16 protein-coding genes and 1 pseudogene are annotated in these 22,101 nt (G+C 72.6%); 9 read left to right on the forward strand and 8 right to left on the reverse strand.

Going from position 1 to position 22,101, the window contains the following annotated elements; translation table 11 throughout:
* The first annotated feature begins 407 nt into the window (after nt 1–407).
* The 3 genes from ACFWOG_RS26835 (at nt 408) to ACFWOG_RS26845 (ending at nt 4,202) form a co-directional block, all read left to right on the forward strand.
* Nucleotides 408–1,805 (forward strand): pyridoxal phosphate-dependent decarboxylase family protein, encoded by a 1,398-nt coding sequence (locus ACFWOG_RS26835; protein ID WP_380361262.1) that lies wholly within the window; start codon nt 408–410, stop codon nt 1,803–1,805.
* 1,714 nt (nt 1,806–3,519) lie between these two features.
* On the forward strand, nt 3,520–4,017 hold the full coding sequence (locus tag ACFWOG_RS26840) for a hypothetical protein (protein WP_380361263.1): 498 nt from the start codon (nt 3,520–3,522) through the stop codon (nt 4,015–4,017).
* Complete coding sequence (locus tag ACFWOG_RS26845) at nt 4,011–4,202, forward strand: hypothetical protein (protein WP_380361264.1); 192 nt, start codon at nt 4,011–4,013, stop codon at nt 4,200–4,202. Before ACFWOG_RS26840 ends, ACFWOG_RS26845 begins: the two co-directional genes overlap by 7 nt.
* Before the next feature lie 310 nt (nt 4,203–4,512).
* Here ACFWOG_RS26845 and ACFWOG_RS26850 read toward each other — a convergent pair whose 3' ends face one another.
* The 6 genes from ACFWOG_RS26850 to ACFWOG_RS26875 all read right to left on the reverse strand — a co-directional run bounded on the left by ACFWOG_RS26850 (nt 4,513) and on the right by ACFWOG_RS26875 (nt 10,142).
* Complete coding sequence (locus ACFWOG_RS26850; protein ID WP_329881578.1) at nt 4,513–4,800, reverse strand: helix-turn-helix domain-containing protein; 288 nt, start codon at nt 4,798–4,800, stop codon at nt 4,513–4,515.
* Nucleotides 4,801–5,357: 557 nt separating this feature from the next.
* Nucleotides 5,358–6,038 carry a class I SAM-dependent methyltransferase gene (locus tag ACFWOG_RS26855; protein WP_355401299.1) on the reverse strand — a complete coding sequence of 227 codons (681 nt, stop codon included), beginning with the start codon at nt 6,036–6,038 and terminating at the stop codon, nt 5,358–5,360.
* 1 nt (nt 6,039) lies between these two features.
* Nucleotides 6,040–7,224, reverse strand: a complete 1,185-nt coding sequence (locus ACFWOG_RS26860; protein ID WP_380361265.1) for a nitroreductase/quinone reductase family protein — start codon at nt 7,222–7,224, stop codon at nt 6,040–6,042.
* Nucleotides 7,225–7,319: 95 nt separating this feature from the next.
* The gene (locus tag ACFWOG_RS26865) at nt 7,320–8,177 is read right to left on the reverse strand and encodes an SDR family oxidoreductase (protein WP_380361266.1); all 858 of its coding nucleotides are present in this window, start codon (nt 8,175–8,177) and stop codon (nt 7,320–7,322) included.
* 53 nt (nt 8,178–8,230) lie between these two features.
* On the reverse strand, nt 8,231–9,274 hold the full coding sequence (locus ACFWOG_RS26870) for a 3-oxoacyl-[acyl-carrier-protein] synthase III C-terminal domain-containing protein (protein ID WP_355401304.1): 1,044 nt from the start codon (nt 9,272–9,274) through the stop codon (nt 8,231–8,233).
* Between the two features lie 43 nt (nt 9,275–9,317).
* The gene (locus ACFWOG_RS26875) at nt 9,318–10,142 is read right to left on the reverse strand and encodes a prenyltransferase (protein ID WP_329950655.1); all 825 of its coding nucleotides are present in this window, start codon (nt 10,140–10,142) and stop codon (nt 9,318–9,320) included.
* Between the two features lie 383 nt (nt 10,143–10,525).
* Here ACFWOG_RS26875 and ACFWOG_RS26880 point away from each other — a divergent pair, with 383 nt between their 5' ends.
* The 6 genes from ACFWOG_RS26880 to ACFWOG_RS26905 all read left to right on the forward strand — a co-directional run bounded on the left by ACFWOG_RS26880 (nt 10,526) and on the right by ACFWOG_RS26905 (nt 17,603).
* Nucleotides 10,526–11,764: a cytochrome P450 gene (locus ACFWOG_RS26880; RefSeq protein ID WP_380361267.1), complete on the forward strand. Its 1,239-nt coding sequence runs from the start codon at nt 10,526–10,528 to the stop codon at nt 11,762–11,764.
* 41 nt (nt 11,765–11,805) lie between these two features.
* Complete coding sequence (locus ACFWOG_RS26885; RefSeq protein ID WP_380361268.1) at nt 11,806–11,967, forward strand: hypothetical protein; 162 nt, start codon at nt 11,806–11,808, stop codon at nt 11,965–11,967.
* Nucleotides 11,964–14,585 (forward strand): methyltransferase domain-containing protein, encoded by a 2,622-nt coding sequence (locus ACFWOG_RS26890; RefSeq protein WP_380361269.1) that lies wholly within the window; start codon nt 11,964–11,966, stop codon nt 14,583–14,585. Before ACFWOG_RS26885 ends, ACFWOG_RS26890 begins: the two co-directional genes overlap by 4 nt.
* Nucleotides 14,586–15,257: 672 nt before the next feature.
* Nucleotides 15,258–15,716 carry a MarR family winged helix-turn-helix transcriptional regulator gene (locus ACFWOG_RS26895; protein WP_380361270.1) on the forward strand — a complete coding sequence of 153 codons (459 nt, stop codon included), beginning with the start codon at nt 15,258–15,260 and terminating at the stop codon, nt 15,714–15,716.
* 26 nt (nt 15,717–15,742) lie between these two features.
* Complete coding sequence (locus ACFWOG_RS26900; protein ID WP_380361271.1) at nt 15,743–17,197, forward strand: MFS transporter; 1,455 nt, start codon at nt 15,743–15,745, stop codon at nt 17,195–17,197.
* A 112-nt stretch (nt 17,198–17,309) separates the two neighbouring features.
* Nucleotides 17,310–17,603 carry a DUF1330 domain-containing protein gene (locus ACFWOG_RS26905; RefSeq protein ID WP_329950651.1) on the forward strand — a complete coding sequence of 98 codons (294 nt, stop codon included), beginning with the start codon at nt 17,310–17,312 and terminating at the stop codon, nt 17,601–17,603.
* Nucleotides 17,604–17,871: 268 nt separating this feature from the next.
* On the opposite strand, the pseudogene ACFWOG_RS26910 reads toward ACFWOG_RS26905, so the two are convergent.
* Both ACFWOG_RS26910 and ACFWOG_RS26915 read right to left on the reverse strand, forming a co-directional pair.
* Nucleotides 17,872–18,033 (reverse strand): annotated as a pseudogene (locus ACFWOG_RS26910) (metallophosphoesterase family protein); the annotation flags it as partial.
* Between the two features lie 117 nt (nt 18,034–18,150).
* Nucleotides 18,151–21,942, reverse strand: coding sequence for a hypothetical protein (locus tag ACFWOG_RS26915; RefSeq protein WP_380361272.1), 3,792 nt, complete (start codon nt 21,940–21,942; stop codon nt 18,151–18,153).
* Nucleotides 21,943–22,101 lie beyond the last annotated feature (159 nt).

A 22,101-nucleotide genomic window follows, 5' to 3' on the forward strand; every position in this document is an offset into this window, starting at 1 on the left:
GTCCCACGCCCGATTCTGCCCCCCCCCCCCGTGGGGCCCGACCCCCGGGGGAGCCGTTCCGGGCCCGAAGTGCGCCACATCGGTCTCGGCGACCTCGTCAGGCTCCGGGTGGGTGCGGTCGATCCGCGGGTGTGCCCCGGGGACGTGCACGGACTCGCCCACCGAGTCGAGCCGGCGCCTGGCGTCCATGTCGACCGGGTTGGCGTTGGACCGGGCGAGGTCACGCTCGGGGCGGTGGGCAACGACCGTGAAGGGCCCGCAGGACTCACGGGCTTCTACCCGCCTGTGGTTCCTGCGGCCACGGTCCGGCGAGGGTCCTGAGGGGTCCTCGCCTGGTGGGTTGTCAGGATCCCTCGTGCGGGACGTAGTGCTGGTTGGGGGAGCGGGCTCGGCTCTAGGCTGTGGGTATGCATCCTCGACTCGGTGAAGACCTCGACCGCCTGCGCGAACTCCTCGACGCGGTGAGTGATCGTGCCGCGCACGTGCTCGCCGGCATCGGGGACCGTCCCGTGGTGCGGGCCGGTGACGGGACGACCGTTGCCGGGTTGCCGCTCCCGGTGGAGGGCAGCGGCGCCGACGGCGCGTTGAAGCTGTTCGCCGAGCGGTGGGAGCCGGGCTTCAGCGGCAGTGCCGGCCCGCGCTACCTCGGCTTCGTCACGGGCGGCGCGACCCCGGCGGCCCTCGCCGGCGACTGGCTGACGTCCGCCTTCGACCAGAACGTCAGCAACCGCATCGGCTCGGCCGCAGCAGACCTGGAGCAGGAGACGGTCGGCTGGCTGCGCGGTCTCTTCGGACTGAGCGAGGCCCACACGGGCGTCTTCGTCAGCGGCGCGACCATGTCGAACCTCGTCGGCCTCGCCGTCGCCCGCGAGTGGGTGGGGGAGCAGCGCGGCGTCAGCGTCACCCGGGACGGCCTCGCCGCTCTCGGGCCGGTCGAGGTCCTGTCGGGCGCCGCGCATTCGAGCATCGGCAAGGCGCTGTCCGTGCTCGGGCTCGGCCGTGGCGCACTGCGGCGGGTGCGGACGCTGGAGGGCCGGGAGGCGGTCGACGTGGGGGCGCTCGCCGATGAACTGGCGGCGCTGGAGGGGCGCCCGGCCGTGGTCGTCGCGAACGCGGGCACGGTCAACACCGTCGACTTCGACGATCTGCAGGCGATCGCCGCACTGCGCGAGCAGTACCCGTTCTGGCTGCACGTCGACGCCGCGTTCGGCGCTTTCGCAGCGCTCTCACCGGCGCACGAGCACCTCGTGGCCGCCCTGGACGCGGCAGACTCGGTCTGCGTCGACCTCCACAAGTGGCTGAACGTCCCGTACGACGCCGCCGTGCAGTTCACCCGCCGCCAGGACCTGCAAGTCGCCGCCTTCCACAACACCTCGCCCTACCTCGGCGCCCCGACCGCCGACCCGGACCCCGTCCACCTGGCCCCCGAGAACTCCAGGCGGCTGCGCGCCCTGCCCGCCTGGTTCGCCCTCACCGCCTACGGCCGCACGGGACACCGCGAGATCGTCGAGCGCACCTGCACCGAAGCGGCCCGACTCGGCACGGCCCTCGCCGCGGAACCGGCATTCCGGCTGCTGGCACCGGTGCGCCTCAACGTCGTCTGCTTCACCCTCGCCGGCCACCCCGCACAGGACGACATCGACGCACTGCTGCGCCGCGTCGCGGCCTCCGGGGAGGCGTTCCTGACGCCGACGGTGTTGGACGGGGTGCCGGCCGTTCGAGCGGCCTTCAGTAACTGGCGCACCACCGCCGCGGACACCGACCGCGTCCTCGCGGCGCTGCGCGCGGCGGCCGCCGCGCACTGACCGGCGGCGCCGCAGTACTTCGTGCCGCACGCGCCACCTCCGCCGGCCGGGCAACAGCCACGACCCCTTCCGGGCGGATGCGAAAAGCGGACCGCTCGGCATTCAATCAGCGGGCCGCCGGCTCGGTGGGTGCCGACATGCGAGTCTCCCTTGCTATGAGCAGCGGCGCGACGGGCATACCTGTCCGACGGAAAGCGACGCTCTGCGAGACGATATCCCTGCGGTCGTCCGACAATCTCCTGACCGTATTTCTGGTCACCGGGGAGCGCCGACGGGGCCGAGCGACTGACAGGCGGCCGCCGGCGTCTCACAGGGCCGGTCCGTGATGCCGGTCCAGCAAATCGGGGAGAAGCGGACCGGCCCCGTCGTCACGCTCGGCATGCCGTCGAATCCCGATGACGGGGCTGTGATGGACCGGATTCGCCCGGAACGGCTGCCGCCCACCTTGAGCGACTTCCGGGCCGGAGCGACTGCAAACCCGTTCAGGATTGAGCGACCGGCCTGACGGGTCCCTCGGGGCGGGCCGGGAGCGGTCCGCCCCACCCTCTCACCGGTACTCGGCCGACCTCCGAGCCGCCGGCCTGACCGGTCGGAAAGGCAGGCGGGGGAAAGCACGTCGTATTTCGACCCTGACCTGTCCAGCGGAGTCCGTACACCGCACCGTCACTCGCCGTGCCGAAGCAGGCAACACCATGACGCCCACAGGGAGGCCTGCCACTTCACGGACCACCAGCGGAACCTCGCGCCTGCCGGCGATGACCACCCAACTGTCCTGAGCATGCTGACTCGCGCACATCACCACGACCGGACTCCCCTTGGCCCTGCTCACCAGTGCCGAACGCTCCGAAGAGCGGTTGAACAAGCCGCGGACCCGGTGCTCGGAGCCGTGAACTGACACCGTCACCTCGACGGTGTCCGGCGTAAGACAGGCCTCAAGGCGCCACTGATCACCCGCCATGCCTACCTCCAGCGCCTTCGGAGACACGGCCCGACCTCCCAGGCCCTACGAACGATCCTCGCACAGCAAGGCCGACAGTCGACCATTCGTCTAATGGATCATCAGAAAATTTCCCCAGGGCTCATGTGGCGACGCCAACCCGGGTCTCCGAGGACGCTGCAGCCCGGTGCCGGCGCTGCCGATCAGGGCGTCCGCGGCCGGCGCGTGGCACAACCCGTCCGCCAGGGATCGTCGTCGGGTCCCGTCTGACGGCGGCCCGCCCGCTCGATCGCCGCAGGTGCGCGAGGGAGTGCCGGGGCGCGGAACCGGTTGTCCTCGCGATCGGCGGGCTCCTCCACCCGCATGGCCACCTGTCTGTTAAAACGTCCGAGCGAGGGCGGTGATCACCACGGTCGGTGGCGGCGACCGTGGCGGGGCCCCTGCGGTGGTGGCTGACCGCGGTCTCCGGCCGCGCCGCGCTGTGGGAGGGCGGAGCGCGGGCCCTGTGGGTCGGTGGCGGGTGTGTGCTGGTGCAGGCTATTCGTGGCGATCATCCCGCCATTCTGAGACGACGGTCCCTTGCTTGATAGGCGGATCTCGGTATTCCGATTGCGGTACCGAGTATCCGGCTGCGCCGGAACATCGGCGTCAGCCCGCAAGTAGCGTGCAGCATGCCGAAGCGCAAGGTCCGTGCGGCACGAAGGATCGACAAAAAGAACGGCAGGGCTGAGATCCATGGCACACTGGTGAATTAAGTGAAGTCGGAAGGTGGAGGAAATGGAAGACGATCTCCTGCTCTCATCGGTTCTGGCAGATGCTCGTCGATCGTACGGTTCGCTCGGTGACCCGGATTTCGCCTTCGCCACCCGAACTTACCGGAAGCAGCCGTACAAGGCCCTCGTCGATAACCTGTCGGCTTTCGCAGAGGTCAGGGACAACACCCATCTCGACGGCGACGTGTGCTTCTACTACGAGGTGTCGGCAGCGTCGGGCAGCTGGCATCTTCTACTGTCCATGGTGGGGCCCTATGCCATGTTGTTCAGGGCTCCGCGGGCCCACTGGTGGTCGTCGCGAGTGGTTCTGACTCCGATCGTGGACGACTTCAGGACGGACGAGGTTCGGATCCATAGTCTGCTCTCGGAGCGGGGGTTCACCTTTCTTTCGGGACCGCAGTCGAAGATTTCTGTCGAATTCCCGGAGCGGCCTGGTGGCCCGCTCGAGAAAGGTCCGTTGTTTCGGATTCTCTTCAGTGACGTCTTTGAGCTCGCGTGGTGATGCCGTGCGGTGGCCGGAGCAGGACAGTACGACTGCCGCCGGCCTGCCCGGTTGGGGTGCCGGCGGGCGGCTGGTCGTTCCTGGAGCAGGCGCTGCGTGCCGAACTCGACGGCGAGGGCGGGTGGTTCGATACCTCCGAGATGACCGTGGACGAGGTCGTCGACGCCGTGCTCGCGAAGGGCTGAGCGGCGGTTCGATGTGGGCGTGGTCCGCCCGGAGTCCGCGGAACCGCACCACACGTCCCCGGTGCTCCGGGCCGGGCGCGACGACGGACCCGCTGTCGATGGCGTCGAAGCGCTCGACGGCCGGGGCCGGGCCCGTCGACGGGGTGGCCGACGCGCGGAGAGGTGCTGCGCGGCAGGGCAGGGCCGTGCGGTGCACGCTCTCGTGTCCTCGCCGGGACCACGGCCTCACCGCCGTCGGCGGTGAGGCCGTGGTCCGTCCGGCTGCTGTCGGCCGCCGTGCCGTGCCGGGGCCTGGCGCGGAGCACGGGCCTCAGCCCTCGGGACGTTCCGTCGCCTGCCACCACCCCGCCAGTTCGTCGATGATCGGCAGCACGGAATGGCCGCGTGGTGTGAGCTGGTAGGACACCCGGGGTGCGGAGCCGCCGGCGTTGTGTACCGTGCGGGCGACCAGGCGCATGTGGAGGAGGCGGCGCAGGGCGCGGTCCAGGGGCTTGTTCTCGGCCATGCCCGTCGAACGCGCCAGGTCGTTGTGGTAGTGCGGCCCTCCGGCGAGCTGGATCAGCACGGCGAAGACCCACTTGCCGGAGAGGATCCGCACGGCCTCGTACGCGTCGTGGAAGTGTCCGTGTTCCTGTGGCGGTGTGGCCGGATCTGCTGCTGCGCCGGGTCTTCTTCCGGCCGGCTCGCCACGCTCCGCCGGCTCCCGTCCGCCGGGAGCCGGAACCCGGCCGGACTGGGGGGCTCCACCGGGTGGTACGGAGGCCCCGGCCGGAGCGCGGTCGGAAATCGGCAAACCCCTCTCGGAGGCGAGGGCTTGTCCCGGCCGTTTCCCGGGGCGCTGCGGTGGGGGGTACCGGCCGCCGTTGCGCCTGTCGTCCTTCGATGTTTGGAGCGTGCGTGCCACGTTCGTCCGATTTGGACCGAACACCGAGTTTCCCCCTCACGGTGGTCCACTTCGGGCCACTCAGGAACGAGTGTGCCCGCACCAGCTCACGTGCGAATATAATGCCGTCTCGACAAGTCCTTGCTGACAATTACACGACAAGCATGTCTGCGGCATTGCAGTGGGTCAACGGTTCGGCGGGGCCGGGGGATTGTCCCGCCATGGCGAATGCCGGGCAGCCCTTCCCCGTCGATCACAGGGCTGCGTCCTCTTTATCCCGTTCGCGCCCAGAAGAGCGCCACCGAGCCTGTCACCACGACTTCGTGCTCGGGGAAGACGGCGGCGAGGGCCGCGTCGAGGTCCTCCGGTCGGTCCAGCCGGTTGGACATGATCCCGTGCCGGTTGGCCAGGCCCAGCTGGAGCCGAGCCGATCGGTTGTGGTCGACCCCCGAGCCCGGGATGGTCGCGCCGAACAGCGTGCCGCCCGGCTTCAGCACCCGCCTGGCGTGTTCGAGGACCACGGCCTTGTCCGCGAGCGTCCCCGGCAGGCAGTGCAGCAGGTGGCACATGCCGACGGAGTCCACTGACCCGTGTGGCAGTCCCCACGGCCGCAGCACGTCGGCCCGGTGGAGCCGCGGACGGTAGCGGCGCAGGCGCCGGTCCGCCGCGGCCAGCGACGACGGGTTGAGGTCCATCAGCGTGAGGTCAGGCGCCGGGACGGGGAAGCGGCACTCGTCGAGCAGCACCCCGGAGGCGACGCCGACGTCCAGGTGGTTGCCCGAGACGTGCCGGTCGTAGAGCGCGACGAGGCGCTCCTTCGGACAGCGCCAGGTGAGCGGGGAGTTGACGCGGTAGACGAGGGTGTCGTAGATCCGCAGGAAGGACCGGGTGTACAGCGCCTGGCCCGCGTGAACGGCGAGGGGGGAGGGGGAGGCTTCCTCGGGGGCCGGCACCTCAGCTGTGCTCCGGTCGCGGGGACAGCCGGACCAGGGGGATCTCCCGCGTCGTGCGGCGCTGGTAGTCCGCGTACCCCTCGAAGCCGCGCACGACGCGCGGCCACGCGGCGGCCCGCTCCTCCGCCTCCAGCACCCGCGCCCGCACCGCCTGCACGCGGCCGCCGACGCGCAGGACCGCGTCCGGATCGGCCAGCAGGTTGCGGAACCACCGGGGATCGCCGGACGACCCCCGGTACGACGCGACGACGATGACATCCGCCCCGTCGCGGAAGGTGAACAGGGGGACGGAGTACGGCGCGCCGTCGCGGGGCCGCACGGTGGTCAGGATGCCGACCTGGTTGCCGAGCATCCGCCCGCCCAGCCGCCCGCCGGTCCGCTCGTACAGGGCGATGTGCACCGCGTTGTTCACGCGCTGGGCGAACCGCCCCCACAGAGTCACGGTCCGGCCGGTCCGTCGGCCGGCCGGGGCTGTCGTCATGGCGGGACCCTTCTCGTCGGCGGCGCCGCGGTGGTGCGTGCCGTGGTGGTGCGTGCCGTGGTCGAGCGCGGGCCTGGGTGCGGCGGGACCCCGGGGGGTGCCGTCGGCGCCGCGGGCGCGCTCGGCCAGGAGCGTCGGCACCACCCAGAACGCGTGGACCAGCGCGAGGCGTTCGAGGCTCGCGCCCCGGGCGCGCATCAGCGACAGGCTGCCGCCCAGGCCGGCGGCGGCGCCGGTCACGGCCGCGTTGCCGGTCGGTACGTGGGCCAGGCCGTACAGCAGGGTGGTGGCGGCGGCGGCCCGGCCGGCGCCGAGCCGGCGTGTGAGGCGGCCCTGCACCAGGCCCCGCCAGAAGAGCTCCTCGGCGGGGGCGATCACCAGCAGCAGGTGCGCGCACATCCGCAGCGGGTCCGCGGTGGCGGTGAGCGCCCGCAGGGACTCCGCGTCGGCCGCGATCCTGGGCACGGCGCGTCGCACCACCGCGTCGAGCAGCACGCTCCCCGCGACCATGCCCGCGCCGATGCGCAGGGCCGTCACGACGTCCTCCCGCCCCGCGGACCGGTGCCGGGCGGACGGTTCCACGACCGACGCGGCCAGCCCCAGTGCGCCGTGCGTCAGCGCGAGCGTGCTCCAGTGCGCCCGCCGCGGCCCCCTGAACGCCGCGGCCAGCCCGGCCGCACCGACCAGCACCCCGGCCACCGCCACGCGGGACCCCGTGTCCGACGGCCGGACGGCGGAACCGGTCCGTGCCAACCCGGCCCCCAGCGCACGGATCCCGCGTCCGGGGTGCGGCGCCGCGGTCATCGGCGGGTCCGGTCGACCGTCGGCGGGTTCACGGGCCGTGGCGCGGGGTGCCGGATCGAGGGGAAGTGGCTGCGCACCCACGCCGACCACAGTCGCGCGGGCACCATCCGGCTGAGCGGCAGCAGGACGCGTGCGTCGGCTCCCACCGGGTAGCGCAGACGCGGACGGCTCTCCGTGAGCGCGCGCATCACCACCGACGACGCGTACTCGACGGAGGCGCCGCGCGGCAGCCGCTCGGCCATCTGCCTCGCCAACTCGGACACCAGGTCGCCGTACGCGCCGGAGGCGTACTCGTTCTGCTCCGGGACGTTGTCCGCCCAGCGGGAGTTCACGGCGCCCGGCAGTACCAGGCTCACCTCGATGCCGAACCGGTGCACCTCCAGCCAGAGCGCCTCCATCGCGGCCTCCAGGGCGAACTTGCTCGCGTGGTACGCGGCGCCCACGGGCAGCACGATCTTTCCGGCCAGGGAGCTGACGTTCACGATGCGTCCGTACCCGCGCTCCCGCATCCCCGGCAGGACGAGCTGGGTGAGTGCCACCGGACCGAAGACGTTGGTCTGGAACTGCCGGTCCCAGCGATCCAGCGGGACCTCCTCGAAGGGGCCCAACTCGCCGTAGCCGGCGTTGTTGACGAGCGCGTCGACCCCGCCGTGCTTCTTGTCGAGCTCCTCCACCACCCGGTGGCGGGCCTCGGCGTCGGTCACGTCCAGTGCGCGCACCAGGCAGCCCGCGGCTTCGAGTTCGGCCAGCGACTCGGGCTTCCGGGCGGTCGCCACGGTGGTGAATCCCGCGCGCACGGCCCGGAGGGCGACCGCCCGGCCGATGCCGGAGGAGCAGCCGGTGATCAGCACCACCGGCGGCGCGCCCGGCCTCCCGCGTACGGACCCGGCAGGACCTCGACCGCCTTTCACAGGACCACCCCCAGGGAGAAGTCGGCGCTGACCCCGGGGCCGAAGCCCGCGATGACGCCGCGCGCACCCGGCCGGGCCGCCCCGTCGTCCCAGAACCGCGCCAACGAGTCGAAGATCAGGACACTCGCGGTGTTGCCGTGTTCCGAGAGCGCCGCCCGGCTGAACCGGTGGAGCGCCGGATCGATGTCGAGGAACCGGGTGAGGTCGTCCAGGATGCGCGGGCCACCGGCGTGGGCCAGGACGAAGTCCAGCTCTCCGGTGCTCCAGCCCGCCTCCTCCACCACCTTGCCGATGGCCGGAGTGACTGCGCGCATGGTGTGCCGGACCCGGCTGTCCAGACGGAAGTGGAATCCGGTCTCCCGGACGTCGTAGGAGATCCAGTCCGCGGTGCTCGCGATGGTCTCGGACGCCGACCGCTCGATCCTGAGGCCCGAGCGGGCCGTGCCGCGCATCACCGCCGCGGCGAAGCCGTCGCCGAAGAGGCCGGCCGAGAGGAGCGCGCCCACGTCGGTATCGGTCGGCTGGTAGCACAGCGAGCACAGTTCGAAGGCCACGATCAGGACGTTGCGGTCCGGATGGGCCCGGCAGTAGCGGGCGGAGGCGCTGATCGCGCCGCTGCCCGCGGCGCAACCGAGCTGCGCGAGCGGAATCTGGTCGACGTCGGTGGAGAACCCCAACTCGTTGATCATCCAGACGATCGGGGACGGCATGGTGAAGGCCGTGCACGACACGAAGACCACGGCGTGGATCTGGTCGCGGGACATCGCGGCCCGCTCCAGCGCCTCCGTGACCAGGGCCGGCAGGTGGGTGCGCACCGCCTCCCAGTACAGGCCGGTGCGTGCGGCGACGCCGGGGTGGGCGAGGGTGAGGTCCAGGGGCTGGAGGAGGCGACGGGTGCGCACCCCGGTGTTCTCGATCAGACGCAGGACGGTGTCCAGGCGTGGATGCCGCGGATGCAGCCGGCGTGCCGTCGCGAGCGTGTCCGCGAGGGTGACCTCGTGCTCGGGGAAGTGCACCGCTGGAGGGCACAGGACAGACATTCGGTGACCACCTCGACCACGGTCGGAGTTATGTGATGATTCGTCATATCCATACGGCCAGGGAGAGCAGGGCGAAGACCGACGCCAGCAGCCGCGGCAGGTGCATCCACGACGGCATCGTTCCTCCCAGTCGGGACCGCGTCACCCCGACGACCAGCCAGACCGCGTAGGGAAGGGTGGCCAGGGGAGCGGCGAATCGCCAGGAGTCGAGCGCATGCGCGACGAGGACGAGGCACGGGTACGGTGCGAGCACGAACACCGCGTAGCAGATCTTGGAGGCGCGCGGTGACAGTGCATGGGCGAGGGTGCGCTTTCCCGCCCTGAGGTCCTCGACACTGTCCCGCAGATCGTTGTGGAACATCGTCGCGGCGAAGAGGAATCCCGCGGCGACCGCCGCCATCACGGCCGCGAAGGGCAGTTGCTGGACATTGACCCAGATCACGACGGCCACGACGTAGAAACCGCAGACGACGAAGTCCATGAGTTCGCCGAGCCCGTGGTGTCCGAGCGGGACCGGCCCGCCGGAATACACCAGCACGGCGAACGAGAGCGGGAGCAGGGCCAACGACCACGGATTCGCCGTGTACAGCAGCCAGCCCAGCGCCAGGATTCCGGCCGTGAAGCAGGCCAGGCCGACCGCCCGTACGCGCTGCATGGAAAGGCCGGTGGCCAGGGCGCTGCCTCGCCGGGCCGTTTCCGGCACGTCCACGCCGCGCTTGAAATCGTCGTAGTCGTTGAGCAGGCGCCGGGAGACGGACTCCGGCACGAACAGGGCCAGCGTGAGCAGGGCCCTGCTCGTGGAGAGGGGGCCGAGGTGGCGGGCCACGGAGAGTGCGAACAGCACCTGGAGCAGCACCACCGCGGTCATTTGCAGCCCCATCGCCGAAACCCACGCCCGCACCCGTGGGAGCGGGCGTGCGGAAGTCGGGGGAGCGGCGGTCGAGGGCTCGGACCTTTCCAACCGGGATTCCGGCATTCTTGATTATTCCCCCTTGGCGGACGGCCCTGGAAAACGGGTCCGAGTGCGACGTCGTCGGGTTCGCAGTGCGCTGGAACGAGCGGTGGCCGCGGTCCCCGGCCGACTTCCGGACACCCGGCAGATTGAAGTCGCGCAATGCGCCTCCGTCCAGAGACACCGATGTCCGGTGGGGACACCGGTGACCCCTGCGAACCCGGCACCGGCCTGTTAGTGTCCGCCGTCATCGGCCCGGTGGAGCCGGGAAACGGACTTCCGGACAATGGGGGTGGGGCATGAGTACCGAGAGCCGCGACGGGGGGCGTGCGGAGAAAGAGGGAACCGGGCAGGAGCGGCCCTATCCGTTCACGCCGGTCCATGCGCTCGACCTGCACGAGCTCTACCAGCGGGCGCGGACGAGCGAACCGCTGTGCCCGGTCCGCATGCCGTACGGCGATCCGGGCCTGATGGTCACCCGCTACGAGGACGTCAGGACGGTGTTCACGGACCCGCGCTTCCGCCGGTCCGTGCCGGAGGGCACCGACCAGCCCCGGGTCACCCCCGACCTGGTGCCGCTGGGCCTGATGGACATGGACCCGCCCGACCACCCCCGCATCCGCCGCCTCATCGCGGCCTCGTTCACCGCCCAGCGCGCGGAACTGATGCGCCCGTCGGCCGAACGGCTGGCCGCCTCACTCGTCGACACGATGGTCCGGACCGGGCCGCCGGCCGACCTCGTCCGGGACTTCGCCGTCCCGTTCCCCATCGGTGTCATCTGCGACCTGCTCGGGGTCCCGTACCGGGACCGCCACCGGTTCCACGGGTGGGTCACGGAGGTCAACCAACTCGTCGGCGGCGACAACGGACAGGCCCGGATCGAGAGCATGGGTGAACTCCTGGCGTACATGGGCGGGTTGGTCCAGGCTCGGCGCTCAGATCCGGCCGACGACCTGATCAGCGAGTTGGTCGCGGCCCGTGACCAGGACGACCGGCTGTCCGAGGACGAACTGGTCTTCCTGTGCATGCTGCTGCTCATCGCCGGCTACGAGACCACGGCGAACGAGATCGCCAACTTCGCCTACGTCCTGTTCACCCACCCCGACCAGCTGGCGCTCCTCAAGGCCCGCCCGGAACTGCTCCCCGACGCCGTCGAGGAACTGCTCAGGTTCACCCCGCTCACGGTCTGCGCCGCCTACCCGCGCTACGCCACGACCGACGTCGACCTCGGCGGCGGCACGGTGCCGGCCGGCCGGCCGGTGCTGACCTCGACCAACGCCGCCAACCGGGACCCGGGGATCTTCGACGGGCCCGACCTCCTCGACCTCACCCGTTCCACCGCCCGCCAGCACCTGGCATTCGGTCACGGCCCGCACCGCTGCGTGGGCGCGGCCCTGGCGCGGATGGAGCTCCAGGCCGCGCTGGGCGCACTGCTGGCGCGGATGCCCGACATCGGGCTCGCCGGCGAGCCGGACTCCGTGAAGTGGAAGACCGGTCTGCTCTTCCGGGGACCCGAGACCCTGCCCGTCACATGGTGAACCGCCACCGTCCGCCCGGACGAACAGGAGGCCCGCTGACCTTGGACACCGCACCCGTAGCCACCGCACCCGAACTCTCTGCCTTCATGGCGACCGCGCCCCACCTCCCCGCGCCCCACCTCCCCGCGCCCGCAGCCGCCGTGTCCCTCCGCCGCCCCGCCGGCCCGTCGTACGGCGCCCGCGAGGGGAGCGAGGCCCGGTGACCGGGCAGCGCAGCGACCCGCGAGCCGACGGGTCCGGGCGCACGGCGGAAGAGGTCCTCGCGGCCGCACGCGCGGCCCTGGCCGACCGGCAGGACGAGGAGGCCGACGCGAGCGTCGACGGCGCGGCCGGAGACGTCCACGGGGAAGCCGTCGGCCTCCTCGTGCACCGCCTCCTGGACGCCGTCGACCCGGTCCGGGAAGCGAAGCAGCACGAGTGGATCACCGCTCGGCAGAACGCCGACGGAGGTTTCCCCCGACAGGTCGGCGGGCCCTCCGACCTGTCCACGACCGTGCTCACCCACCTCGCCCTCCAGGTCCTCGGCCGTACCGCGGACCACGCGGTCCTCGACCGCGCCGCGCGGTTCACCGGGCGGCACGGCGGCATCCGGGCGCTGGAGCCCGAACCCGCCCACCTCCTGCTGGCGATCACCGGAGCGGTCGGCTGGAACGCTCTCGGGCTCCTGCCCCCGGAACTGCTCGTCCCTTCCCGGGCCCCCGCCGCCGGCGGCTCGAACGGCCCTTCCCGGGCCCCCGCCGCCGGCGGCTCGAACGGCCCTTCCCGGGCCACCGCCGCCGGCGGCTCGGACGGCCCTGCTCGCGCGCTCGCCGCTGCGGTCGGCGTGCTGGGATCCGTCCGCCCGGTACGCGAACTCCCCATCGAAACAGAGCCGTTGCGGGTCGGTCGGCGCGAGCGCGCCGGCCTGCGCCGAGCCGCGGTCACCGCCGTGCTGCGCACCGCCCACGCCCTCGGCCGGACCGCTCCGCCGCCCCTGCGTCGCGACGCGCTGGGCGAGGCGGAGCGCCTCCTGCTCGACGGGCAGGAGAGCGCCGGGAACTGGGGCGGCGACCGGCCGCACACGGCCGTCTGCGCGCTCGCCCTGTGGGCCCTGGGCCACGGCACCCGGCACCCCGCCGTACGCGCCGCGCTCGACGCCCTGGCCCGGCAGGACGTCCTCGCTCGCCCGGCGGCCGCCGTGGACGCCGCCGTCGTCCTGCGGGCCCTGGCCGCTGCGGGGGAGCGGGCCGGCTCGGACCCGGCGGTGGACCGCGCGCTCGACCGGCTGCTGTCCGGCCGGGACGGCGGCACGGCCGACCGGCCCGTCCTCGCCCCCATGAGCGTGTCCGACGTGGCCGGCACCGCGCTCGTCCTCACCGCCCTGCATGCCGTCGACGCGCCGCGCGCCCGCGAGGTGGACACCGCCGTCGCCGAAGGCGTCCTGTGGCTCCTCGGACGGCAGTCCGCGAACGGTGGCTGGTCGCGCGACGGCATCCACCGCTCCGCTCGGCCCGGCCGGTGGGCCGCGGCCGGCCCGGGCGTCGTCGCACCCCCGGAGCCGGGCGTCACCGCCCACGTCGTCGAGGCGCTGTGCGCCGAGGGATACGGCTGGCATCCGGCCGTGGGCCGCGCCGTCCGCCGCCTGCTGGCGCAGCAGGCCGTCGAAGGGTTCTGGAACGACGGCCGCGGCGGCCGACTCCGCGAAACCTCCGAGGTCCTGCTCGGGCTCGAAGCCGCCGGAATCGGAGCCGGGCACCTCGCGGTGGAGGGCGCGATGGAGTGGATCTACCAGCAGCAGAACCCGGACGGCGGGTGGAGCGAGGACACCGCGGGAGCCCCCGGCACCCCCGGACGGCCGAGCGACCCGGGTACGGCGACCCCGGCCACGGCTACGCCGAGCACGGTGGCGCAGACCGCCCGGTGCGTCATCGCCGCCCACACCACCGGGGTCCTCGACGGGCCGCGCACCGACGCCGCCGTCGCCTTCCTGCTGCGTCACCAGCGGCGGAGCGGCGACGGACCTCCCGCGAACGTCCGCGCCGACGCGCTCGCGCTCTGGGCGGTCGCCCTGCACACGCGCCGCTCCCGGAAGTCCTCCGGGACCCCCACGATCACCGGCGGTCCCGCGACGGCGGAGCCGGCCGAGTACGACTCCTGGTCGACGCTGTGGTGGCAGCGCCGGGGCCCGCTCGCCATCCTCCACTGGTGCGCGCGCACCCGGGCCGAGCACATCCCCCCGGCCCGCAGCCCCGGCGCCCTGCTGGTCGACGTGGCCTGCGGCGGAGGTCTGCTGCACCCGCACATCGCGGACAAGGGCTACCGGCACATCGGCGTCGACGTGTCCGTCAGGAGCGCGGAGGTGGCGCTGCGGCACGGCGTCGACGAGGTCCTGATCCACGACATCCATGACATCCCGCTTCCCGACGGCTGCGCGGACGTCGTCGTGGCCGGGTACTGCCTCGAACACGTGGCGCGCCCCTTCGACGTGATCGCCGAGTGCTGCCGGCTGCTCAAGCCCGGCGGCACCCTCGTCATGGACACCATCGCCGAGACCTTCCTGGCCCGGCTCTCGGTCATCACGCTGGGGGAAGGCCTGCCGCTGACCTGGGCCGCGCCCAAGGGCTCCCACGACCACCGGGCGTTCATCGCCCCCCGCCGGATCGTCGAGGCGTGCGCGGCCCACGGCGTTCCCGTCGACGTCTTCGGTGTCGTCCCGGTCGTCCGGGACCTCGTCTCGTGGTCCGTGGGACGCGGCTACGGCGTGCGGATGCGCAGCGGCAAGTCCGAGAGGATCCTCTACGGCGTGGCCGGCGTGAAGCCGCTGCAGGACGGGACTCCGTGAGCGGCACGCCCGGCGTACGGACGCGGACGGAGCCGTGCTTGACCCGGCCTGGCCGGGCCGGTACCGCAGGGCGCCGAACGGCTCCCGATCGCACGGCGCGGAGGTATCCGGTGGCCGTCGCACCGCACGGGCACTGACGACGGTGCACGGCCTGTGTGGGGCAGACCGTGCACCGCCACTCCCGTCTGCCCCACGAGCCACAGGGCATGCCTCCCGCCTGCGGGAAGGGCCGGCGAAACGTGTTCGGGGAGCCCGTCGTACCGCAGGTTCGCGGGCCGTCGACCGTGAGGTCGTGGACGGCCTCGGGCGCGCTGGCGCCGCGTTCGTGGAGTACCTTCACCGCGTGCCGTGCGCCGTCCCGGCCGACGATCATCGACGGATCCATCAAGCTGCCGGACGGGATCGAAGAGGCAACACCCGGCGAGAGCACCGACCTGACTGCCACTCTGGACCGTGAGGTTGTCCTGGTGAGGGGCCTGCGCTTCTCGATCCAGCACGGCCCAGGAATCGTGCCCGGTCCTGGCGTGCCGCGAGGCGCGGTGAGGTGGACCTGTCCCTGATCGGTGTGGACTCCACGACTGTCCGGGCCCACCAGGATGCCGCCGGGATGCGTCGCCGAACCCCGGCCGGGAGATGCATAAAGGATTCATATAAACCTGTTATGCTTCAGGCATGAGCCGCCGAGACGCCGCGCACGGCGCTTCCGATGCCATCGGGTCAGCCCTCTACGGTCTGGCCACCAGGGCCGTGAGACGCCTTCCCCGCGACATGAGCCTGACGTCCGCCGCCACCTTGGCCACCCTGGACAAGACCGGCCCGCGACGGATCACCGATCTGGCGGTGGCCGAGGGCGTCACCCAGCCCGCGATGACCGTCCTGGTGCGGGTGATGGAGGAATCCGGGCTGGTCGAGCGGAAGGGCGATCCGTCCGACAAGCGGGTCACGCTGGTGTGCCTGACCGAGGCCGGCGCGTCGTACGTCCGGACGCGACGCCGGGCGGGCGTCGACGCGTACGCGCGGTTGATCGAGGAACTCACCGGTGACGAGGTCGAGGCCCTGGCAGCAGCCCTTCCGGCGCTGCTGCATCTGGCGGAGCTCGAAAGCCGCACCCGAGAGGACTCGGACCGGTGACCGGGGCCCAGGCTCATGACCGGCCCATGAGCACGGCCCCGATACGTTCCGAGGCACGTCCGCTGGTCCCCGCCCTGATGTTCATCGCCCTGGTCGTGGCGGCGGTCGCCAGCCTCGGGACGCCGCTCATCACCAGCGTGGCGACCACGTTCCACGTCTCCCTCGACAGCGCGCAGTGGACGCTGACCATCGCCCTGCTCGGCGGCGCCGTCGCCACACCCGTCCTCGGCCGGCTCGGAGCCGGCCCGCACCGGCGGGCCACGATTCTCGCCACGCTGGCGATCGTCGTCGTCGGCAGCGCGCTCACCGTGCTGCCGCTGCCGTTCGCCTGGCTGCTCGTGGGCAGAGCGGCCCAAGGCGTCGGACTCGGTCTCACGGCGCTGATGATGGGCGTGGCCCGCGACCATCTTCCCGGGGATCGCAGCGCGGCCACGATCGCCCTGATCTCCGTGGTCTCCGTCATCGGAGCCGGCGTCGGCTACCCGCTGGCCGCGCTGCTCGCCGAGTTCGGCGGACTGCGGGCCGCCTACGGCCTCGGCGTGCTCGTCACCGCCATCGCCTTCGTGACCGCGTGGCGCTCCGTGCCCTCAGCTCCCGAAGGCCGCTCCGCTCACCTGAACGTGGTCGGTGCGCTCGTCCTGGCGGGTGGACTGTTCCTCCTCCTGTTCCTGGCCGGCGAGAGGAGCCTGTGGAGCCGACACCTCGCCGTGGCGGTGACCCTCGCCGTCGCCGCCGTACTCCTGCTCGGCGGCTGGACCGTTTCCGAACTGCGAACCAGGACACCCCTGGTCGACGTCCGGGCGGTACGGCACCCGGCGGTCGCCGGGGCGAACATCGCCACGTTCGTCGGCGGGAGCGGCATGTACCTCCTGCTCACGCTCATCACCCGCTACGCGCAGACGCCGCACGGCACCGGGTACGGCTTCGGACTGACCACCCTCGTGGCGGGGCTGGTCCTCATCCCGTTCTCCGTGCTGGGGTTCGTCGCCGGCAAGCTCACGCCGCGGGTCCGGACGCGGATCGACGGCCCCCTGCTCCTGGCCGGGAGCGCCGCCGTCGTCGGCGGCGGGTTCGTCCTGTTCGCCACCGCCCGGTCCACCCTGGCCGAACTGCTCGCGGCCATGGGCGTGCTGGGCTTCGGCGTGGGCAGCTTCTCGGCCGCCGTGCCCGGCGTCATCCTGGCCGTCACCCCCAAGAGCGAGACGTCGAGCGCCATGAGCTTCAACTACGTCGTCCGCAGCGTCGGGTACTCCCTGGGCAGCGCCGTTGGCGGTCTGGTCCTGGCCGCCGGCACCGCCACGGGTCGCCTCTTCCCGAACGACGACGCCTACACGACCGCGGCGCTGGTCGGCGTCGCCGTGATGGTGATCACGACGACGGCCGGACTCGCCCTCGCCCGCCGACGCTCACCCGAGACCAATCCGATCACGGCCCCGGTCGATGTGCCGGGCCCGGGCCGGTCGAGTCGAATGGGAAGCTGAGGATCGAAGCCGTCCGACTTCGACGCCGTCTCCGTCGGCTCGCTCACCCACAGCGCGCTGGCCATGGACCCGAGCATGCTTCTGAGCATCGATTCCGAACACAGGAGGTACCGTGGTCAAGGGCTATTGGGTCAGTGCCTACCGCACCATTGCGGACCCCGAGAAGCTGGCTGCCTACAACAAGCTGGCTGGTCCAGCCGTCAAGGCCGCGGGCGGGCGGGTGCTCGTCCGCGGTGGCCGGGTCGTTGCACACGACGCCGGAATCGCCGGGCGCACCGTCCTGATCGAGTTCGACAGCTTCGAACAGGCGGTCGCCGCACACGCGAGTGCGGCCTACCAGGAGGCGCTGGCCGCACTTGCCGACGGCGTCGAGCGCGACTTCCGCATCGTCGAAGGCGTCGACTGACGACGGGGCTGCGTCGGCGGCGAACAGGAAGCCGACTGCGGGGATCACCCCGGCTCGTCGGCGCACCGGTCCGGCCGGACAGCACGGCGCAGCACCGATCCGGGTCGCCGTGTGAGCCTTTCCCGGATGTCGTGGAGGGGGAGCGATTGTCACGGGTTGGGGCCGCGTCCGTCCCGTGGGGCGAAGGCTGCGAGGGCGTCGGCGTCGGTCGCGCGAGCGTAGAGGAAGTAGTCGGCCCATCCGGTGATGCCGGGATAGGACGAGTCCTGGCCGTCAGGAGGTCGAGAACCTGGGCGGGTTGCGGGCCGGCGGTGATGTCGCCGGTGAGCACGATGTGATCGGCGGTGCTGACGTCCGGTTCGGCGAGTACTGCTTCCAGGGCCGGCAGGACTCCGTGGATGTCGGACAGGACGGCCACTCGGTTCGGCATGGTCACCACTGTGGGACGGAGGCAGCCGAGTGATGTGATCTTTCGCCCAGCGCGTAGCGACGGTGCTGCCCGCCTCGCCCCGGCCGGCGCCGGGGCAGTGGTGCGGCCGGCTTCCGCTTAGCGGCAGACGTCGCCCAGGGTCGCTTCAGGGAAGAGCCCGAACCACCGGTTGGTCCGGCTTAGTTCGCAGACGCGGTCGGCGATCCGGTCCGCGTCCGTGGGCCACAGCCGTAACCCGTCCGATCCTACGGTGAGGAGCGAGCTCCGGTCGGGACTGAAGGCGGCTCCGTGCACGCCTCTGGTGTGGCCGTCGAGCCGTGCGGTGGTCCGCTGCCCGGCCACGTCCCACAGGCAGACCCTGCCGCTGGCGTCCGTGGTGGCCAGGGTGCGGCCGTCGGCGCTGAAGGCGGCGGAGAAGACGGTGTTGATGTGGCCGGTGAGGGTCGCGACGATGCGGCGCTGCGCCACGTTCCACAGGCGTACGGTGGCGTCGGCGCTGCCGGTGGCGAGGGTGCGGCCGTCGGGGGAGTACGCCAGGGCCGTGAGGGCGGCGGTGTCCTCGGGCAGGACGGCGAACTCCGCCCGCGAGGCCAGGTCCCACAGCCGTACCGTGCGGTCGTAGCTGCTGGTGGCGAGGGTGCGGCCGTCGGGGGAGAAGACGGCCCGGGCAACCATGTTGGTGTGCCCCTGGAGGACAGCCGTCGGCCGGTGGGTGGCCAGGTCCCACAGGCGTACCGTGCGGTCGTAGCTGCTGGTGGCGAGGGTGCGGCCGTCGGGGGAGAACGCGACGCTCGACACGCTGCCGGTGTGGCCTTCGAGTGAGGCGACCGGGCGGCCCGACGCGGCGTCCCACAGCCGCACCGTGTTCCCGGAGCTCACGGTCGCCAGCAGCTGTCCGTCCGGGGAGAACGCCAGGTGCATGATGTCCTGGTCGTGTGCCGTGAAGGTCGCGAGGGGACGGGGCGGGTCGGTGGCCCACAGGGTGACGGAGCCTTCGACGTGGCCGACGGCGAGCGTCCGGCCGTCGGGAGCGTAGGCGGCGACGGTCGTGGTGCCGTCCGCGGTGCCGATGGTGGCGGTGGTTCGGCGGGTCCTGACGTCCCAGGTGTGGACGATGTGGTCGGCGGCGGTGGTGGCCAGCTCGGTGCCGTCGGGGGAGAGGGCCAGCGCGGGGGCGGCGGAGTTGGTCTCGTGGAACGTGTCGGTCATCCGCCGCTCGGCCACGTCCCACCAGGCGAAGGTGCCGTCCTGGCCGATCGTCGCCAGGGTACGGCCGTCGGCGGTGAACGCGACCTGGCTCACCTCCTGCGCATGCCCGTCGAGGACGGCCGTGCCGGTGTACGAGGTCAGACTCCACAGCCGGACGGTGCGGTCGGCGCTGCCCGTGGCCAGGGTGCTGCCGTCGGGGCTGACGGCGACCGTGGTGACGGCGCCCGTGTGGCCGAGAAAGGTCTTCGACATCCGGGGGGTGACGGTGTCCCACAGGTTGACGGTGCGGTCGGCACCGCCGGTGACCAGGGTGTGGCCGTCGGGCAGGTACGCCACCGACCGGACGGAGTCGGTGTGGCCGGTGAGGACGCCCTTCGTGCGCCCGGAGGAGACGTCCCACAGCCGGACGGTGCGGTCGGCGCCACCGGTGGCGAGGGTGCGGCCGTCGGGGGAGAACGCCGCCGACCAGACGGCGCCGGTGTGGCCGGTGAGGATGCCCGTCGTGCGCCCGGAGACGAGGTTCCACAGCCGGACGGTGCGGTCGGCGCCGGCGCTGGCCAGGGTGCGGCCGTCCGGGCTGAAGGCGACCGTCATGACGGTACTGCCGTGGCCGGTCAGGGTGGCGAGCATGCGGTGGGTGGCGGTGTCCCACAGCTTCACGGTGTGGTCGGCACTGCCGGTGGCCAGGGTGCGGCCGTCAGGTGAGTACGCCACGGCCAGGACGGCGCTACCGTGACCGGCGAACTGCCTGGACGTGTAGGCGCCGTAGGCGCTCAGCAGACTGCCGCGCGCCTCGGTGGTGCGGGCCGCCCGGTAGCCCTCCAGTGCGACCAGGGCAGCGGTTTCGGGCTCCTTCTCCAGGTACTGCCGGGACTGGGCGGCCCGTTCGTGGGAGACCGCGATCCGGCGCTGCGCGTCGGACTGCGTCTTCTGGACGTACGCGGTCGCGGCCAGCACCAGTGAGAGGACCGTCAGCACGGCCAGCGCGACGACCGTCCAGCGCCTGCGGCGGCTGAGCCGGTCGTCCGCAGTGGTGCTGGCCGCCACGAAGGCGGCCTCCAGACGGTTGAGCGTCGAGCCGCCCGACCGCGAGCAGTCCCGGGCACCGGCGAGCTGCGCGCCGCGGTACAACGCCCCCGGGTCGCGGTGGAGCTCGTGCCAGGTCCGGGCGGCCTGGGTGAGCCGGCGGTGCGCGCGCAGGGCCTCGCGGTCGACGTCCAGCCAGTGGCGCAACCGCGGCCAGGAGCGGATGACCGCCTCGTGGGCGACGTCGACGGTCCCGTCGGACAGGACGATCAGCCGCGCGGCGGCGAGCCGGTGCAGCAGGTCGTCGATGGTCCCGGCGTCGGCGAGGCCGTCGAGTTCCGCGCGGGCCAGGCGGCGGCGGGTGTCCTCGGTGCCCTCGCCCGGGGCGGTGAGCCGCAGGAACAGCATCCGCATGGCCTCCTGGTGTCCGGGCGGAAGGCCGGCGTACACCGCCTCGGCGGTCTGGGTGATGGCTCCCCGCATGCCGCCGGTGGCCTGGTAGTCGGCCAGCCGCAGGACATCCCCGCTGCGCCTGGTCCAGGCCTCGCGCATCGCGTGGGCCACCAGCGGCAGGGCGCCGGGCTGGTCGGTGGCCTCGGAGAGGACGGCCTCCAGCAGTTCGGGTTCCACCACGACGCCCGCTCCGGCGGCGGGTTCGGTGACGATGTCCCGCAGCTCGCCCCGGGTGGGGGTGCCGACCGGCAGTTGGGCGCCGCGGCGCAGGGCGCCCGCGAGTTCGGGGTGGGCGAGGCAGCGGTCGTAGAAGTCGGCGCGCACGCTGATGACGAACCGCACCCGGCCCGCGGCGGCCCGGTGGCCTGCCACGGGGTCGCAGGCCGTGCGGTCGTCGGCCGTCAGGGCCAGGCAGGCCAGGACCGCTTCCCGTTCCCCGGCGTCCGGACAGGTGGTGAAGAGTTCCTCGAATTGATCGATGACGAGGACCGCGCGCCGGTCGGCGGGCTGGGTGACCAGCCAGGTGTCCAGCGCGATCCCCAGCGCCTCGGGCTCGCCGGCCAGGACGCGGGCGAGCGCCTCGGTGTCACCGCCCGTCAGCGCGCAGACCGCCGAGGCCAGTGCGCGCAGCGGGCGGTCGCCAGGGGCCAGCAGGGCGGTGTGCCAGGACTCGTCGAGCCGCGGGAGCAGCCCCGCCCGCAGCAGCGAGGACTTGCCGCTGCCCGAGGCGCCGACGACCGCCGTCAGTCGGTGGCGGTCCACGAGCCGCACCAGATCGCCCACCAGTTCCGACCGCCCGAAGTACAGGCCGGCGTCCGTGGTGTCGAACGGGGCCAGCCCGAGGTACGGGTCGCGAGCCGGAGCGCTTCCGTCCGCACGGTCCTCGCCGCCCGCCTCCGCTCCCGCGGACGGGCCCCGCAGTGCCCGGGAGGCCGCCTCCCAGCGGGCCTGCCACTCCGCCTGCCCGCCGCCGCACACCCGCGCGTAGGCGAGCACCACGGCCAGCGACGGCAGGCGTTCGCCCTTCGCGGCCTCCGCGAGCGTGCTGGCCGAGTAGTGCGAGGCCTTCGCCAGCGCACGGTAGCTCGGGGCACCGGCCCGGTCGCGCAACTGCCGCAGCTCCCAGGCGAGCCGCTCCACCGGGCCGGCCTGCGGGTCCACGAACCGCTCCGGCCTGCCCAGTCGGGCCTGGCGCCTCGTTCCGTCCGGCCGCGCGTCCATGCCACCACCCCCGGGCGGGCCCGTCCCGCCGCACCCGCATCATTGTCCGGATTGAATGTCCTGCCCAGAGAGCCCTTTCGGACAATGCGAATCCACCGCACGGTTGTTGACACGGGGGACGCCTCGGACGGCCTTGCGGTGCGGAGGCCGGGTCCGAGG

The organism is Kitasatospora sp. NPDC058406 (assembly GCF_042722765.1).
In the GTDB taxonomy this organism is placed as follows: Bacteria; Actinomycetota; Actinomycetes; order Streptomycetales; family Streptomycetaceae; genus Kitasatospora.